The sequence below is a fragment of the Mucilaginibacter sp. 3215 genome (genome assembly GCF_050433785.1).
Taxonomy (GTDB): domain Bacteria; phylum Bacteroidota; class Bacteroidia; order Sphingobacteriales; family Sphingobacteriaceae; genus Mucilaginibacter.
Genome location: NZ_JBNPWO010000001.1, coordinates 153,465 through 169,634 on the forward strand (window position 1 = coordinate 153,465; position 16,170 = coordinate 169,634).

Annotated in this window: 18 protein-coding genes and 1 pseudogene; 2 read left to right on the plus strand and 17 right to left on the minus strand. The window is 42.7% G+C overall.

From position 1 onward, the window contains the following. Positions 1-79 precede the first annotated feature (79 nt). From dnaJ to ABIC84_RS00710, 5 genes are all read right to left on the minus strand, one after another. Entirely contained in the window at positions 80-1,240 is a 1,161-nt protein-coding gene (dnaJ, locus tag ABIC84_RS00690; RefSeq protein ID WP_426586440.1) for a molecular chaperone DnaJ, read from the minus strand. A 162-nt stretch (positions 1,241-1,402) separates the two neighbouring features. Beyond that, positions 1,403-2,017 carry a nucleotide exchange factor GrpE gene (locus ABIC84_RS00695; protein WP_429262365.1) on the minus strand — a complete coding sequence of 205 codons (615 nt, stop codon included), beginning with the start codon at positions 2,015-2,017 and terminating at the stop codon, positions 1,403-1,405. 194 nt (positions 2,018-2,211) lie between these two features. Continuing rightward, positions 2,212-2,892 (minus strand): cell division ATP-binding protein FtsE, encoded by a 681-nt coding sequence (locus ABIC84_RS00700; RefSeq protein ID WP_090526556.1) that lies wholly within the window; start codon positions 2,890-2,892, stop codon positions 2,212-2,214. Positions 2,893-2,897: 5 nt separating this feature from the next. Continuing rightward, a complete protein-coding gene (locus tag ABIC84_RS00705; RefSeq protein WP_090526558.1) occupies positions 2,898-3,101 on the minus strand; it encodes a fructose-6-phosphate aldolase in 204 nt (67 codons plus the stop codon). Positions 3,102-3,220: 119 nt separating this feature from the next. Next, the gene (locus ABIC84_RS00710; RefSeq protein WP_429262366.1) at positions 3,221-4,246 is read right to left on the minus strand and encodes an acyl-CoA reductase; all 1,026 of its coding nucleotides are present in this window, start codon (positions 4,244-4,246) and stop codon (positions 3,221-3,223) included. A gap of 101 nt (positions 4,247-4,347) precedes the next feature. Here ABIC84_RS00710 and ABIC84_RS00715 point away from each other — a divergent pair, with 101 nt between their 5' ends. Together ABIC84_RS00715 and ABIC84_RS00720 are read left to right on the plus strand one after the other, a co-directional pair. Beyond that, positions 4,348-4,701, plus strand: coding sequence for a 4Fe-4S dicluster domain-containing protein (locus ABIC84_RS00715; protein ID WP_321561322.1), 354 nt, complete (start codon positions 4,348-4,350; stop codon positions 4,699-4,701). A 265-nt stretch (positions 4,702-4,966) separates the two neighbouring features. After that, complete coding sequence (locus ABIC84_RS00720; RefSeq protein ID WP_429262367.1) at positions 4,967-5,731, plus strand: NlpC/P60 family protein; 765 nt, start codon at positions 4,967-4,969, stop codon at positions 5,729-5,731. Positions 5,732-5,823: 92 nt separating this feature from the next. On the opposite strand, the gene ABIC84_RS00725 is transcribed toward ABIC84_RS00720, so the two are convergent. The 12 genes and pseudogenes from ABIC84_RS00725 to ABIC84_RS00780 all read right to left on the minus strand — a co-directional run bounded on the left by ABIC84_RS00725 (position 5,824) and on the right by ABIC84_RS00780 (position 15,952). Next, entirely contained in the window at positions 5,824-6,735 is a 912-nt protein-coding gene (locus tag ABIC84_RS00725; RefSeq protein ID WP_429262368.1) for a WD40 repeat domain-containing protein, read from the minus strand. Between the two features lie 100 nt (positions 6,736-6,835). Then, positions 6,836-7,423 carry a bifunctional phosphoribosyl-AMP cyclohydrolase/phosphoribosyl-ATP diphosphatase HisIE gene (gene hisIE / locus ABIC84_RS00730; RefSeq protein ID WP_091162321.1) on the minus strand — a complete coding sequence of 196 codons (588 nt, stop codon included), beginning with the start codon at positions 7,421-7,423 and terminating at the stop codon, positions 6,836-6,838. A 135-nt stretch (positions 7,424-7,558) separates the two neighbouring features. Beyond that, positions 7,559-8,344 (minus strand): imidazole glycerol phosphate synthase subunit HisF, encoded by a 786-nt coding sequence (gene hisF / locus ABIC84_RS00735; protein WP_229701594.1) that lies wholly within the window; start codon positions 8,342-8,344, stop codon positions 7,559-7,561. Positions 8,345-8,353: 9 nt separating this feature from the next. After that, a pseudogene (locus ABIC84_RS00740) lies at positions 8,354-8,698 on the minus strand (endonuclease domain-containing protein); the annotation flags it as partial. A 40-nt stretch (positions 8,699-8,738) separates the two neighbouring features. Further along, a complete protein-coding gene (locus ABIC84_RS00745; protein ID WP_090526572.1) occupies positions 8,739-9,488 on the minus strand; it encodes a HisA/HisF-related TIM barrel protein in 750 nt (249 codons plus the stop codon). A gap of 5 nt (positions 9,489-9,493) precedes the next feature. Continuing rightward, complete coding sequence (hisH, locus tag ABIC84_RS00750) at positions 9,494-10,162, minus strand: imidazole glycerol phosphate synthase subunit HisH (protein WP_090526574.1); 669 nt, start codon at positions 10,160-10,162, stop codon at positions 9,494-9,496. A gap of 36 nt (positions 10,163-10,198) precedes the next feature. After that, positions 10,199-11,338 carry a bifunctional histidinol-phosphatase/imidazoleglycerol-phosphate dehydratase HisB gene (hisB, locus tag ABIC84_RS00755; RefSeq protein WP_090526576.1) on the minus strand — a complete coding sequence of 380 codons (1,140 nt, stop codon included), beginning with the start codon at positions 11,336-11,338 and terminating at the stop codon, positions 10,199-10,201. Between the two features lie 45 nt (positions 11,339-11,383). Continuing rightward, on the minus strand, positions 11,384-12,430 hold the full coding sequence (gene hisC, locus ABIC84_RS00760) for a histidinol-phosphate transaminase (RefSeq protein WP_090526578.1): 1,047 nt from the start codon (positions 12,428-12,430) through the stop codon (positions 11,384-11,386). A gap of 1 nt (position 12,431) precedes the next feature. Beyond that, positions 12,432-13,124, minus strand: a complete 693-nt coding sequence (locus ABIC84_RS00765) for a hypothetical protein (protein ID WP_429262369.1) — start codon at positions 13,122-13,124, stop codon at positions 12,432-12,434. Between the two features lie 2 nt (positions 13,125-13,126). Beyond that, complete coding sequence (gene hisD / locus ABIC84_RS00770; RefSeq protein ID WP_426586454.1) at positions 13,127-14,413, minus strand: histidinol dehydrogenase; 1,287 nt, start codon at positions 14,411-14,413, stop codon at positions 13,127-13,129. Positions 14,414-14,519: 106 nt separating this feature from the next. Further along, positions 14,520-15,371, minus strand: coding sequence for an ATP phosphoribosyltransferase (gene hisG, locus ABIC84_RS00775; protein WP_426586456.1), 852 nt, complete (start codon positions 15,369-15,371; stop codon positions 14,520-14,522). 359 nt (positions 15,372-15,730) lie between these two features. After that, complete coding sequence (locus tag ABIC84_RS00780) at positions 15,731-15,952, minus strand: hypothetical protein (protein WP_426586458.1); 222 nt, start codon at positions 15,950-15,952, stop codon at positions 15,731-15,733. Positions 15,953-16,170 lie beyond the last annotated feature (218 nt).

Consider the following 16,170-nt stretch of genomic DNA (forward strand, 5'->3'; position numbering starts at 1 on the left):
AAAAGCCCAAAGTCATAATAACTCCGGGCTTTGATATATTTTTCAGCTTTCGCCTTTATCCTTTTACCTAAAGCAAATACTATTCAAAGTATTCCTTCATCCGTTCAAAGAAACTTTTTTCGTTTTTGCCCGGATTGGGTTTAAAGTTAGGAGAACCTTGCAGTTTTTCCAGGATCTCACGCTCCTCGCGGCTTAATGCTTTTGGTGTCCATATGTTAATGTGCACCAACTGATCACCACGGTGATATGAGTTTACTTCTGGTAGTCCCTTACCTTTCAGGCGCAGGATTTTGCCTCCTTGTGTTCCGGGGTCAATTTTTATTTTGGCTTTACCGTCAATGGTTGGCACTTCAATAGATGTGCCTAAAGTTGCATCAACAAAGTTTACATGCAGATCATAGATCACATTGTTGCCATCACGTTTTAATGTTTCGTGAGGTACTTCTTCAATCAGGATGATAAGGTCGCCGGGAACACCGCCGCGTGGGGCTGCATTACCTTTACCGCTCATGCTCAACTGCATACCTTCGCTAACACCTGCAGGCACCTGGATGGTGATCAGCTCTTCACCGCGAACCACGCCGTCACCATGACAAACATTACATTTTGACAGTATGGTTGAACCTTCGCCGTTACAGGTAGGGCAGGTGCTGGTGGTTTGCATCTGGCCTAAAATGGTATTGGTTACTCTGCGTACCGCACCTGAACCACCGCAGGTTTTGCAGGTTTGGAACGATGATTTGTCCTTAGCACCGCTGCCGTCGCAGGTTTTACAGATGATCTGCTTGTTAACCTTGATTTTCTTTTCGGCCCCGTTGGCAATTTCTTCAAGTGTTAAGCGCACTTTAATACGCAGGTTACTACCGCGGGCTACACGCCTGCCGCCGCCGCTTTGACGGCCGCCGCCAAAGAAGCCTTCAAACGGACTGCCTCCGCCAAAAATATCGCCAAACTGGCTAAATATGTCGTCCATATTCATGCCACCGCCACCATAACCGCCACCATTTGGCGATGAAGCGTTGGCTGCATGGCCAAACTGATCATAACGCTGACGTTTTTCGGGAGTGCTTAGTACTTCGTAAGCTTCGGCAGCTTCCTTAAACTTTTCTTCCGCTTCCTTATCGCCCTGGTTTTTATCAGGGTGATATTTAATAGCCATTTTACGATATGCTTTTTTTATGTCATCAGCACTTGCGCCTTTCGCAACCCCAAGCACATCGTAATAATCTCTTTTAGCCATGTTATTTAATGTCGAATTAATGAGTTAGTGAGTTAGCGAATTATATGCGGCGTCCCAACCAATAATCCAAACTCATGATTTTATTTGTAATGCAGAATGATTGATTAAGCGAAAAGTGATTAAACCACTAATTCACTAAATCAATCATTCAATAATTAATTTTTATGCTCCTACAACCACTTTAGCAAAGCGGATCACTTTGTCGTTAAGGGTATAGCCTTTTTCCATTTCGTCCATTACCTTGCCTTTAAGGTCATCAGTAGGTGCAGGAATATTGGTGATGGCTTCATGCAGGTCGGCATCAAAGGCATTGCCTATTGATGTCATTTCTTTCAGGCCTTTTTGGCCAAGTATATTTTTCAGCTTGTTTTGGATCAAAGTAACGCCCTCTTTAACCGGGGCCACTTCGGTAGCCTTATCCATAGCGCGTTGCGCGCGCTCAAAGTCGTCAAGTACGGGTAGTAAAGCCACAATTACATCTTTACCTTCAGTTTTGCGGGCTTCCTCGCGTTCTTTAATGGTACGCCTTCTAAAGTTATCAAATTCGGCATATAAACGCAAGTACTTGTCATTAGCCTGTGCCAGTTCTTCTTTCAATTTTTCTTCGACAGTTGCGGCAGCAGCAGTTTCCTGTTGGGTTTCCGTGGCTGTAGCTTCTGCTATCGGGGCTTGTTCCTGCCCCTCGTCATGTAATTGCTCGTTGTTCACTTCGTTTATATTTTCAGTATTATCCGTATTTTCTTTCTTCTTTTTCTTCAACATATCGTTAAATTTCATAGCGAGTAGTGCCAATCAAGTATCTTGCCACAACTGTAAAGCAGTCAAGCTGTCAGTGGCATGTAGTAATTTTAAGAAAGGATGACAGGGGAAGCGCCAAATGGGCAAACCAGAACCATGATTCGCCTGATTTAAGGATGCCTTGAGTTTTATGCATCAGGGACATCCTTAAATCCTAAAAATCATGGTTTAGTTTATATCTCCACATCTTCCAAAACCTTACCGTTCTCGCATTTGATAATACGCGACGGAAAAGCGCGGATAATGTGATAATCGTGCGTGGCTACCAGTACAGCAGTGCCCGATTGACTGATCTGTTTCAGCAGGAGTACAATTTCTTCAGATGTTTCGGGGTCGAGGTTGCCCGTAGGTTCATCGGCCAGGATTATTTCTGGATCATTAAGCAGGGCGCGCGCTATAACCACACGCTGCTGCTCGCCGCCTGAAAGTTCGTGAGGCATTTTCTTTAATTTTGACCGCAGGCCAACTTTTTCAAGTACATCAAGAGCTTTATCTGCAATCAGCTTTTTATCGTTCCAACCGGTCGCACGCATTACAAAGTTGAGATTTTGCTCAATGGTACGATCAGTAAGTAATTGGAAATCCTGGAAAACTATACCCAGTTTACGACGCAGGTAGGGAATGTCGCGGCTGGGCAGCTTGCTTAATTCATAACCACAGGCATGACCGGTACCGGCTTTAATTCCCAAATCGCCATAAATTACTTTCAGCAGGCTGCTTTTTCCTGACCCTGTCTGACCTATCAGCCACACAAAGTCACCTTTATCAACATGTAAATTCACGTTTGAAAGTACCAGGTGCGCCTGTTGAAAAATATCAACGTTGTTTAGTTTTATTATAGAATTTCCAATCATCGTTTTTATAGCTCTAATTTTAAGATCTGCCCAAACGGCAGGTCTTTGATAATATTCATGATTTCGTCGGCCTTGTCGCCCAAGCCAACTTTGTCCAGCGATTTATCCGGCCTGTCAACCCTGAAATAAGCCAGCAGCGTAAATTTATCATCACGCAACTGCACATAATCGGGTATTTTAGCGACACCTTTAACTTTTATGATATACATTTTTTTAAGGTTAAAGCTGAAAGGTAAAAGGCAAAAGGTGCCTTTTAAAGTGAAAAAGGTAGTAACCTTTCGCCTTTTACCTTTATCCTTTCACCTTACTTCCCAAAGGTATTATTTATTTAAAGACTTGACAAAAATTCCATCGTATCCACGCCGTCGGCATAATCCCATAGTTTGGGTTGCTGGCTTTGTCCAAAACCTACTACCTGGCTTGTAACCTGCAGCGGTAGTTTGCTCACTATACACTGGATATTTTCCGCATTCTGATCGATGATATTTTCGACCCCTGCCATGTCATGATAGTAGTTAAAGAATAATACTGACAGCGGAGATGTCAGCCTGTCATCTTCTTTAACCATCAAAAAACCGTTATCAAAATGTTTATCACCGTTAACCAGGTAAATGGATTTGTTATAATCGTAATTATTGTTGTATTTATGATGATTGATAATGGCTTTATGATCTTCTATCGATTCAAAAAAGAAAGTAAAGTCATACCCCTCTGGTACCAGTATTTTGGATACGTTGCGACAGCCAAGGCCGTAATAATCTAAAATGTCATGGCCGAGATTGAAAAGTTCGGCGGCGGTTTCCTTGCCGCCCAATACAGCGATGCTATTGCGGTTTTTGCGGATGATGTTAGGAACTTTACTAAAATAGTAATCAAAATAGCGCGAGCTGTTGTTGCTGCCAGTGGCTATAATGGCGTCGAAACCTTCCAGCCTGTCAACAAAGCTAAAACTGCCGGCAAAATCAGGATCAATGGCTACCAGTTTTTCCAATACAGCTTTGATGAGTCGTGCATCCTGTGATGAGGCTTTGATAAGCGCCTTGTTGCTGGAAGCAATAACACAAAGCACGTCGTGAAACCCTACCAGCGGGATGTTGCCTGCCAGTATAAGCCCTACGTTTTTTGAAGATTTGCCTGTTTCAAGCACATATTTCGAAAGCCAGGTAGTTAGATCGGCCTGGTTAAGCATGTTGCCGATGGCGGTTACCGCTTCAGATACGCTTGCAGGTGTAAACCATGCATTATGGTATTGCTCATTTTCAATAAGGGCGCTTAATGCTGCATCGGGCGATAGAAGTTGCCTGCCTAATTCCGAAAATGAATTTATTGAGTTTTTTGGATTAATTTTTGACATATATATGTTAAGGGATTAAACCCTTAAAGCCTTTTTTTGTTATATTTGTGCACTTGCAATTTGCAGGCAAAGTTAATTGAGATTATTAGATATTTAGAAATATGGCGATTAAAATCACCGACGAATGCATAAACTGCGGGGCCTGCGAGCCGGAATGCCCTAATAATGCTATTTATGATGCAGGAGCGGCCTGGCGTTTTAGCGACGGGACAGGCCTGAAAGGGGTTATTGATTTTGGCGATGGTAACACCTTGAATGCCGAAGAAACACAGGCTGCATTATCTGACGATATTTATTATATAGTACCCGATAAGTGTACCGAATGTGTGGGTTTCCATGATGAACCCCAGTGTGCTGCTGTTTGCCCGGTAGATTGTTGTGTTGATGACGAAGATATCCGCGAAAGCGAAGAAGAGCTGCTTGCCAAAAAAGAGTGGCTGCATATGAACGAATAGGATTTTATTTTAAGGATATTAAAAGGGATATGCAATGCATGTCCCTTTTTAGTTAGCGATGATTCAGCGAGTGATAAATTAAATATTAAGGATTGTCAGAAGATTTCTGTTGGGTTAAATATTTCAAAAATATTTTGTATTATCGTATAGCTTTTACCCCAAAAGTTACTGATACCAATTATTAAATAATATCATATTTAAATGTTAACCGCGTATAGATTGAAAATACGCGCCAGATTTTTTGTTTATTTGACATTACAGAACTATGGAGTACGGGATATGTAATCTTGCTGTAATCCCACTGAGGGCCGAGCCTAACGAGCGGAGCGAGCAGGTATCGCAATTATTATTTGGTGAAGCATTTGAAATTACCGAGTGGCAAAACAACTGGGTTAAGATCATTGCCGAGGCTGATGGGTATATTGGGTGGATAGGCCGCTTGCAATTTGCTATGCTTGGTCATATAGCGTATAAAAATATCAAGAACCATCCCTCAAAGCTCACTTACCATGCCGTTACACAAGCCTGGAAAATAAGCGATAACAGCGTTGTTTATTTACCGGCGGGCAGTTCGCTTGCTTTTTTAGAAGGGACCTCATGCCGCATTGGCCATGAACGTTTTGAAATAATTGGTAAAATTGGTGAGCCTGAAGACATTGCTGACACCGCTAAAGCTTTTCTGAACTCTCCTTACTTGTGGGGCGGGCGAACGCATTTTGGTATTGATTGCTCAGGTTTTACGCAAATGGTTTACAAACTTAAAGGCCTCAGAATTAAGCGGGATGCAAGCATGCAGGTAAAAGAAGGTATTAAAATTGATTCAATAAAGGATGCAAGGCTGGGCGACCTGGCTTTTTTTGATAATGCCGAAGGCCGGGTAACGCATGTGGGTATTATGCTTAATAATGAACATATTATCCATGCATCGGGCAGGGTTAAAATTGACACCATTAATGAAGATGGAATTTACTCACTTGAACAAAAAAAGCACACACATAATCTGTGCGGTATCAGGCGTTTTTTTAATTAGCTCCATGCCTTATTTTTTCTAAAAATGGTAAAGGTATACGTAGGGAAGGTAGTTAATTTGGTAAGATAAGTTTCCTGAAAAAAAGATGAATGTCAACTAAATTTAATCTCCCATGAAATTATCTTTTTATCGTCGCTTACCGAAAGGAGCTGGTTGGATGTTCCCCATGCTAATTTATTGATAGATAGCACGTGGCCTGGATAACCTTTTTCCCTGCTGATATTTTTGTAGAGTTTAAAATCGTCCGATCCCCAAATCTTGATACTTTTATCCATGCTGGCGGTAGCAAAATAGGGTAGGGTGGGATGGAATGCAATATGGTTCACCGCAAATAAATGGGCAGGAACATTTTTTATTTCATGATAACTGCTGCTATCCCAAATCTTTACCTGTGCATCTCTTGAGCCGGAAGCGATGTAACTCCCATCGGGACTGTAGACAAGCGCAAAAACAGCCATAGTATGGCCGTGAAGAGCTTTAATAATAGTATAATCTTCCAGGTCGTAAATGGCGATGTGATTATCCCGGCAACCGAATGCCACCTGTTTTTGATCCGGCGAAACGGCAATACAACGAACGGTGTCCCTGGATACTGTTATGCTGTGCACCATTTCAAGCGTTTTAAGGTTCCATACAGATACGGTGCCATCTTCCGATGCTATTAATAACTCATCTTTTTTAACTGATGATTTGATATCGAAGATAGCCTTGCGGTGGTGCCTTAAAGGTTTGAGCAATTTTTGCTGAATAAAATCAAACACCAGAACTTCGCCGCTGCGCAAACCCGCAAACATTAGCGGATATCCCTCCGGACAATGAATAGCATAAATAGATGCATTGACCGGGAACATCACTTTAATAAAAGTGAAATCATTCAAGCCCCATTCAACCAGTCCTTTATCATTTCCGCCCGTAAACAATATGCCCGGCTTTTGCGATAACTCAAGCGTGAATATTGGGTTGGCATGGCCTGTGAGCTCGGCTGTTTTTTGGATGGTGATCATTTCAGTTTGCAGTTGCCGGTTGGTAGTTTATAGTTTTGTATTTTGCAATATTAGTTAAAACTCTCCAACTGCCTGCTGCAAACTCAAAACTGCCAACTATTTACTTATGTCTTGATTCTAAATTTTTAGCGATAGTTTCCAGTGTTAAACCTTTTTCACGAAGCAGAACCAATAGATGGAAAACCAGGTCTGATGATTCATTGATCAGGTCGGTTTCTGTTTCGGCAAGGGCGGCGATAACAGTTTCAACTCCTTCTTCACCAACTTTCTGGGCTATTTTGTTAAGGCCTTTGTTGCGAAGTTTATTTACATATGATCCTTCAACCGGGTTAGTATATCTGTCGGCAATGATATTTTCCAGCTCCAGGATAAAATTTTGATTAAATTCGGTATTGAAGCAGCTGCGTGAGCCTGTATGACAGGTTGGGCCGTCGGCTTTCACTTTGATCAGCAGCGTATCATTATCGCAATCAATGCTGATGCTTTTTACATGCAGGAAGTTGCTGCTGGTTTCCCCCTTAGTCCATAAACGGTTTTTTGTACGGGAATAAAAAGTAACGATATTTTCCTGAACGGTTTTATCATAAGCTTCCTGGTTCATGTAACCCAGCATCAGTACCTCTAAAGTTTGCTCGTCCTGTATAATTACGGGGACAAGTCCGCCGGTTTTTTCAAAATCTATATTCATTCTTTTCTTTTAATTTCCTCCCTGGGGAGGGGTGTATTGGGAATGTGCAATGGCAGGGAGGGGGGTACATCTGTTGCTGAAACCCCTCCCTACACCCTCCCAAGGGAGGGAATCGCGCAAGGCCGCCGCGTTGTCTCAAATCCTAACTTCTATTTTATTGCTTTGCAATATCCGCTTTAAATCCGGTATCAAAATCTCACCATAATGAAACACTGAAGCCGCCAGTGCTGCATCCACATTGGTTTTCTCAAATACATCAACAAAGTGTTCAACCTTGCCTGCACCGCCCGAGGCTATCACCGGGATATGCACGGCATCATTAACAGTTTTCAGCAAACCATTATCAAAGCCGCCTTTGGTGCCGTCATGATCCATAGAAGTGAGCAGGATTTCGCCTGCACCACGGCTTTCAGCCTCCAGGATCCACTCCAGTGTTTGGCGCTCGGTTGGCAGCCTGCCGCCATTCAGGTGTACTATATTTTTATCACCAATGCTACGGGTATCAACCGCTATTACTACAAACTGAACACCGAAGGCATTAGCAAGTTCATCTATCAGCTTAGGATTACGTACCGCGGCCGAATTGATGGAGATTTTATCGGCTCCGGCATTGAGCAGTGCATCGGCATCAGCAATTTCATTAATGCCGCCGCCAATGGTGAATGGGATATTGATCTGCCTGGCTACTGCTTTCACCAGTTCAACCATAGTTTTACGGCGTTCAACGGTTGCTGTAATATCCAGAAACACCAACTCGTCGGCTCCCTGGTTCGAGTAATTCCAGGCCAGCTCAACCGGGTCGCCGGCATCGCGCAAGTCAACAAAGTTTACACCTTTTACCGTACGACCGTCTTTAACGTCAAGACAGGGGATGATTCGCTTGGCTAACCCCCCCCGCCCCCTAAAGGGGGAGCTTTTGATTTGCGTATTTATATTTTCCAATACTTTTTCTAAATTATTAAGCACCTGGTCATTGGTAAAGCGCAATACTTTAAGTCCATCGGAAACCAAGTTGTTTTGTCTAACAATATCATTTTGAATTACATCAGGAAGATTATGAATACTTCCATCCAATTCAATGATTAATTTATGTTGGTGACAATAGAAATCAGCGATGTAAATTCCTAAAGGATGCTGCCTTCGAAATTTTACACCCAACCGTTTACCCTTTAATTGTTCCCAAAGTAACTCTTCGGCAACTGTCATTCTATAACGAAGTGCTTCTGCGTTTTGAAAGACTAATCGATCTGCTCCCAAAAACATTTTTCTTTTCATTATAAAACTATTGTTCCCCCTTTAGGGGGTTAGGGGGCGATTATATCGATATCAATGCGTCCAAATTCCAGTGTTTCACGTTTTCAATGGTGATATGGCCCTCATATATGGCTTTGCCAACTACTACCGACTCAACTTTTAAGCGGTTAAGTTTTTCGATATCGCTCATGGAGCTAACGCCGCCTGAGGCGATCAACTTAATGAACGGAGAATGGTCAAGCAGTTTTTCGTACAGTTCAATGCCGGCACCGCCCAATTTACCGTCTTTATTAATGTCAGTACAAAGGAAACGGAAGAAACCTAAAGCCAGGCATTTATCAACGTAATCCATCAGTTTGATGGGGGAGCTTTCCATCCAGCCTGAGTATTTGATTACCTCGTCAAGTACGTCGATGGCTACTACCACCTGGTCGGAGCATTTGTCTTTGCCGCAGATCTCTTTGCTCAGATCTGGTAGAAAATCAGGGTTGGTAAGTGCCTGCGTGCCAACAATAACGCGGTGAACGCCTGCATCTATCAGCTCTTTTACTTTTTCGATGCTGCGTATACCACCGCCATACTGTACCTTCATATCAGTTTTACGGATCACGTCAAACAGGTACTGCTGATTGCTGAAATCATTTTTTGCGCCGTTAAGGTCGATAATGTGGATGAAGTTGGTGCCGTTGCTCTGGTAGCGTTCAATCATTTCTTCAAGGGTAACATCGTATTCGGTTACCTGTTTGTAGTCGCCTTCACGAAGACGGACAACCTTCTTGTTCAAAATGTCAATGGCAGGAATAATGTACATATCCTTTATATTTTTGAGAAATTAGTTAACAATGTTTCGCCAAACACGCCCGACTTTTCGGGGTGAAATTGTACGCCGTAAAAATTATCAAGCCAAATTGATGCCGAAAATTGATTTCCGTAATCGGAGGCTAATAAAGTGTATGCTTTATCATACTCAATAAAGTATGAATGTACAAAGTAAAAATGTGAACCTGACGGTATATTTTCAAATAGCGGGTTGTCCTTTTCAGGGTAAACCCTGTTCCAGCCCGTGTGCGGCACTTTATGATCGGCGCTATCTTTAAACCTTAAAGTTTTAACCGGTATGATATCCAACAGGTTAGAGTCGCCCTCTTCAGAGTAAGAGGTAAGCAATTGCATACCTACACAAATACCGAGGGTGGGCTTTTTTAACGCTTTGATGGAAGGTACAAGCCCGGTAGCTTTAAGCTTATTCATGGCTGCGCCCGCATGTCCGACACCGGGGATGATATAGCGGTCGTACTTGTCAAAATCCTCCTCGCTGTTTATAAAGCCATAGGGGATACCTAAGCGCTCTAAAGCGGCAGTTAGGGAAAATATGTTTCCGGCTCCGTATAGGATGATGCCGATACCCCCCCCGCCCCCTGAAGGGGGTGCCTCTGCGAGGCTTTTATCGGTTCCCGATGTATTGTTTTGATCTGGTGTTTCCATTTTGATTAGTTACTCCCCCTTTAGGAGGCTGGGGAGTTACAAAAGCCCTTTAGTGCTTGGTAAAACCATCTTATCTACATCACGTTTTACAGCCACTTTTATTGCCTTGGCAAAGGCTTTAAATATAGCTTCAATTTTGTGATGTTCGTTTTGTCCTTCTGCTTTTATATTCAGGTTGCTTTTTGAGGCATCGCTGAATGATTTGAAGAAGTGGTAGAACATTTCGGTAGGCACATCGCCTACTTTTTCGCGTTTAAAATCGGCTTCCCAAACAAGCCAGTTACGGCCGCCGAAATCAATAGCAGCTTGTGCAAGGCAATCGTCCATTGGCAAACAGAAACCGTAACGTTCAATTCCCATTTTGTTGCCCAAAGCAGCGGCAAATACTTCGCCTAAAGCAATGCCGGTATCTTCAATGGTATGATGCTCGTCGATATGCAGATCTCCTTTGGCTGTAATTTCCAGGTCAATACTACCATGACGGGCAATCTGATCCAGCATGTGGTCAAAAAAATGCAAACCGGTTGATATTTTGGCATCGCCCTTACCATCAAGGTTTATTTTGATATAGATATCGGTTTCCTTAGTGGCACGGCGATGTTCAAATACCCGCTGACCAAGTTTCAGAAACTCATAGATCTTTTGCCAGTCGGTAGTTTCAAGGGCGATAACGTCGTCAATATGATCTGCTTCGCTAAACTCGTTGCCGCCAAGGTTGCTGTTGTTGTTAAGCCAGATAGCTTTTGCACCCAGGTTTTTTGCCAGCAGCACATCGTTTTTACGATCGCCGATGGTAAACGAATTTTTCAGGTCGTATTTATCCGCATCTAAGTATTGCGTTAACAGTGCAGTGCCCGGCTTACGGGTGGGGGCATTATCACGCGCAAAAGTACGGTCAATGATCTGGTTAGCAAATTTTACGCCTTCACCTTCAAAGGTTTGCAGGATGAAATTGTGGACAGGCCAAAATGTATCTTCAGGATAAACAGAAGTTCCTAAACCGTCCTGGTTGGTAACCATTACCAGTTCAAAATCAAGTTCTTTGGCTATTTTGGGCAGATAGGTTAACGCGCCCGGATAAAACTCCAGCTTGGAAAATGAATCAATTTGCTCATCAGCAGGCTCTTTGATCAGGGTGCCGTCGCGGTCGACAAATAATATTTTCTGTAAACTCATTCTTTATAATTAGTGAATTAGCGAATTATTGAGTTAGTGATTTTTTTATTTAAAGTTTTGAAGCGCTTCGAGTAAAATAGTGTTCTCATCTGGTGTGCCTACAGTGATGCGCAGACAGCCCTCGCAAAGCTCAACTTTTGAACGGTTGCGCACTATAATGCCCTGTTTTACCAGGTAGTCGTAAATACCGTTAGCATTGGTGGTTTTTACAAGGATAAAGTTGGCATCTGAAGGGTAAATATCTACCACAAACTCAAAATCTTTCAGTTGTAAAACCAACCTGTCGCGTTGTGTAAGGGTTTCTTTAATCCATTCATTAACCTGACCAACGTTTGCCAGGGCAGCCAATGCCAGCTGTTGTGAGGACTCGTTAACGTTATAAGGCGGCTTTACTTTGTTCATCACCTCAATGATTTCCTCGCTGGCGAAAGCCATACCAACACGTAAACCGGCCAGGCCCCAGGCTTTGGAAAGGGTTTGCATTACCACAAGGTTGGCACATTCGGTCAATTCCTGTATAAATGACTTTTGACGGCTGAAGTTGATGTAAGCCTCATCAACCACTACAATTCCGCTGAAGTTGGCCAGCAGGGTTTGAATATCATCGCGGTTGATAGAATTGCCAGTCGGGTTGTTGGGCGAGCAGATAAAGATGAGCTTGGTGTTTTTGTCGATAGCTTCGGCAATTCCCTCTAAATTTAGCTGATAATCTTCCGTAAGGTTTACTTTGCGGGCCTGGATATCGTTGATATTGGCCGATACCTCGTACATGCCATAAGTAGGCGGCACCAATATCACATTGTCAACACCCGGGTTACAAAAGCTGCGGAACAGGATATCGATAGCTTCATCACTGCCGTTGCCTACAAAAATATTGCGCGGCGGTACGCCTTTAATTTCGGTAATGCGTTTTTTTAAATCGTACTGTAAAGGATCAGGGTAGCGGTTAAACTGCTGATCTAAAGGAGAGCCAAAAGCATTTTCGTTGGCATCCAGGAAAACGCTTGCTTCACCCTGGTATTCATCGCGTGCCGATGAATAGGGTACAAGACGTTTTATATTTTCTCTGAGTATATTATTTATGTCGAACATTTTAATTGTAAGGCTTAAAATCCTTTGTGAATTTTCTTAATTTTTTATTCTCTCCGTCAAAATAGATGGTGTCATTTTTAAAATATGGCGCTGAAAAATAGTTGGCATCATCTGTTTCGATATAATCATCAACCAAATAATAATTCGTGGTTTTCTTGGTAACCGGATCATATTTAGCAGCCGATATACTGTTATTACCTGTTGTATCTATTTTTTTTATTTGCCAGAAATAAATGTTGCCGTTTATTACAGATGGTGAAGAAAAATAGTCATTAAAGTCAGTTATAAACGCTGACAGATTTTGTTTTTTACCATTTACGACCATTATATAACTGCCCAAAGACCCACTGATTGATTTTTGAGATTTCTGTGTTTTCGAAGTATCATCTTCTCCCGGCCCTGTACCTGTTATTGTTAGATATAAATAGTTATCGTTGCCAATTTTCTCAATTCCGTAATATTTGTCAATAGTATCGGCAAGCTTTCCGTTTCTTGTTACAACGGCATAGCTGCCTCCCATAACAGTTGCATCAAAAATACCTGTGTCAATTACAATGTAGTCTTTATTAAGCTGATAAGGCTTAAACGAGGTAGTGGTATCTCGTTTAACTGTATCAGATATTAATTGTTTATGATTACCGTTGTGACAAGCAGTGAGTGCAAACAAACTCAAAAGGTATGCAAGCTTTTTCATGATCAACTATTGTTTCTGACACTCACAGCATTCCTGTGTGCATGTAAACCCTCCAATTCGGCCAAAACTTCAACTGTTGGACCGATGTTTTGGATCCCTTCGCGAGTGATATGCTGAAACGTGATCTTTTTCACAAACGAATCAACTGACACACCCGAATAAGCCCTTGCATAACTGCTGGTTGGCAGGGTATGGTTGGTTCCTGATGCATAGTCACCTGCGCTTTCTGGTGTTAAGTTTCCTAAAAATACTGAACCCGCATTGATGATGTCTCCGGTGATCTGTTCCCAACTGTTGGTTGCCAGGATCAGGTGCTCAGGAGCATATTGATTGCTGAAACTCATGGCCTCGGCCAGGTTATCAGTGATTACCACATATGAATTATCGATGGCCAATTTGGCTATCTCCCCACGGGGCAATACAGGCAGCTGTTTTTCAACTTCGGCAATGGCTTTTTCGGCAACATCAACGGAGGTACAAACCAATACAGCCTGGCTGTCGATGCCATGCTCGGCCTGGGCCAGCAGATCGGCTGCAATGTATGCCGGAATAGCGGTTTCATCAGCAATAACCAACACTTCCGACGGGCCCGCAGGCATATCAATTGCCGTTGTGGTGGTTGACTGGATAATGGTTTTAGCTTTGGTTACAAACTGGTTGCCCGGCCCGAAAATCTTATCTACCTTAGGAATGCTGGCTGTTCCGTAAGCCATTGCCGCCACAGCCTGCGAACCACCAGCCAGGTAGATCTTATCAATCCCCAGCATCAATGCCACATAAGCTATAAAGGCATTTACTTTACCGTTTTTTTGCGGAGGTGAGCAAACCACTATTTCATGGCAACCGGCAATACGTGCCGGAATCCCCAGCATCAAAAACGTACTTGGCAATACAGCAGAGCCACCGGGGATATACAAGCCAACTTTTTCAATCGGCCTTAATTCGCGCCAGCAGGTTACGCCGGGCATGGTTTCAACCCTGTCCTCGGTTTTTAACTGGGTTTGGTGAAAATTGTAAATGTTATTATACGCTGTTTCCAACGCTGCTTTCTGATCGGCAGATATGGCTTTGGCAATTTCTTTCAGTTCGGCTTTATCGAGGTAAAGCTTGTTCAGCTCCACCTTGTCAAACTTTAAAGCATAATCAAGCAGAGCGCTGTCACCATGCTGCTGCACGCTGGCAATCACATCTTCAACAATAGTCCTGATCTCGTTGGCCGGGTCAACATTACGCTGAACCAGTTTCTGGATCTCGTTGGATGAAAGTTCTGAATAGTTGTATGTCTTCATAAGATCAGCCCCCTCTAAATCTCCCCCGGAAGGGGAGACTTTTGATGCTATTTTTTAAACGGCCCTCAATTTTAAGCCCTCCCTTCCGGGGAGGGTTTGGGTGGGGCTAAAGGATTATCTTCTCAATAGGCATTACCACAATGCCTTGCGCGCCTGCTTGTTTGAGCTGGCTTATGCGATCCCAGAAATCACGTTCGGGGATCACGGTATGCACTGCTACCCAGCCTTCTTCGGCCAATGGTACTACCGACGGGCTTTTTACGCCCGGCAATAAAGCAATAACGGCATCGAGGTTCTTTTTCTCAACGTTAAGTACCACATATTTAGTTTCTTTGGCGCGTAAAACTGATTGAATACGCTGGATCAGTTCCTGTACAAGGTCGCTTTCGGCAATGGCTTTGCTGCCAATCAGCACCGCTTCCGACGACATTACATCGGCAAAAGGTTTCAGCCCGTTGCTTTTAAGGGTACCGCCTGTTGATACCAAATCGCAAATGGCGTCGCTAAGACCTAAGCCAGGTGATATTTCAACCGAACCGGAAATGGTGCGGATATCTGAAGTAATATTTTGTTGTTTTAAAAACTTGCCTAAAATGGCAGGGTAGGTGGTAGCAATTGCTTTGCCGTGTAAATCGGCCAGTGAGTTGATATCGCTGTTGTTGGGCACTGCTATCTTGAGCGAGCATTTACCAAAACCAAGGCGCTGCAGATAGCTTACTTCAACTTCGGTTTCCTGGATCACATTTTCGCCTACGATACCTAAATCGGCAATGCCATCCTGCACATATTCAGGGATATCATCATCGCGAAGGAAAAGGATTTCTAAAGGGAAATTGGATACCGGAGAGATAAGCGAGCTTTTGTAGTTTTCAAAGTTTAAGCCGCAATTTTTTAATAATTCAACGGATTTTTCGTTGAGCCTACCCGATTTTTGGATAGCTATTTTAAGTGTTTTCAAAAGATTGAATTTAAGAGACTATGATAAAAAAGAATATAAACGGAGGTTGTTATTTCGCGTAGAAACATACATATTAGCTGATCACCACATGGTGGTGATGCAGATGAAGATGATGTAGTGCGATACCGTTCATTTTTTATATAGTAAAACTATAGATTAGCGGTGCAAATATAGACAGATGTTTTTTAAATCAAAATTTAATGTGAAAAAGTATACGGGTGCGTGAAATTTTCAAGAAGTTTTATGTCCGATTGAACGAGCTTTTAGAATTTAATTTTGTTAATTGCTAAGTTGCTCCGCCCGTTGTTGCTGTTGTCAGGTAACTATATACCTGTTAAACCATGTGGATGAGAAGAGAATTACTTCAACGTTAATTCTTCGGTAAACAAATGCCCATTGGGGCATTTGTATGTATAGATTATCAGTTTACCATCTCGCTTATTCGATACAATTTCTTTTGCTTCTTCACTACATTCTAAACAGTCGGGGTAAGGTTTTTTAGGCAAAGGAATATTCACCGATGTTTTTATTATAGAGTTAACGATGTTTGATGCTTCTTTGGGGTTCTTCTGGCCTGCCATAAAACAAAGATAAACATTGACAAATGAAACCCGCCCGTTGTTGGTCTTTTGCCGTTGTTGGTGTTGTCACCAACAACCTTTACGCTATGCATAGCGGCCTTATAGGTTCATAAAAAGATACGGGAACAAGTTGTTGGTGACAACACCAACAACGGCGGGAGCTTGTCATCACCAACAACGGCGGGAACGGAATTCGTGGTAATCCTAAAATCCTATAA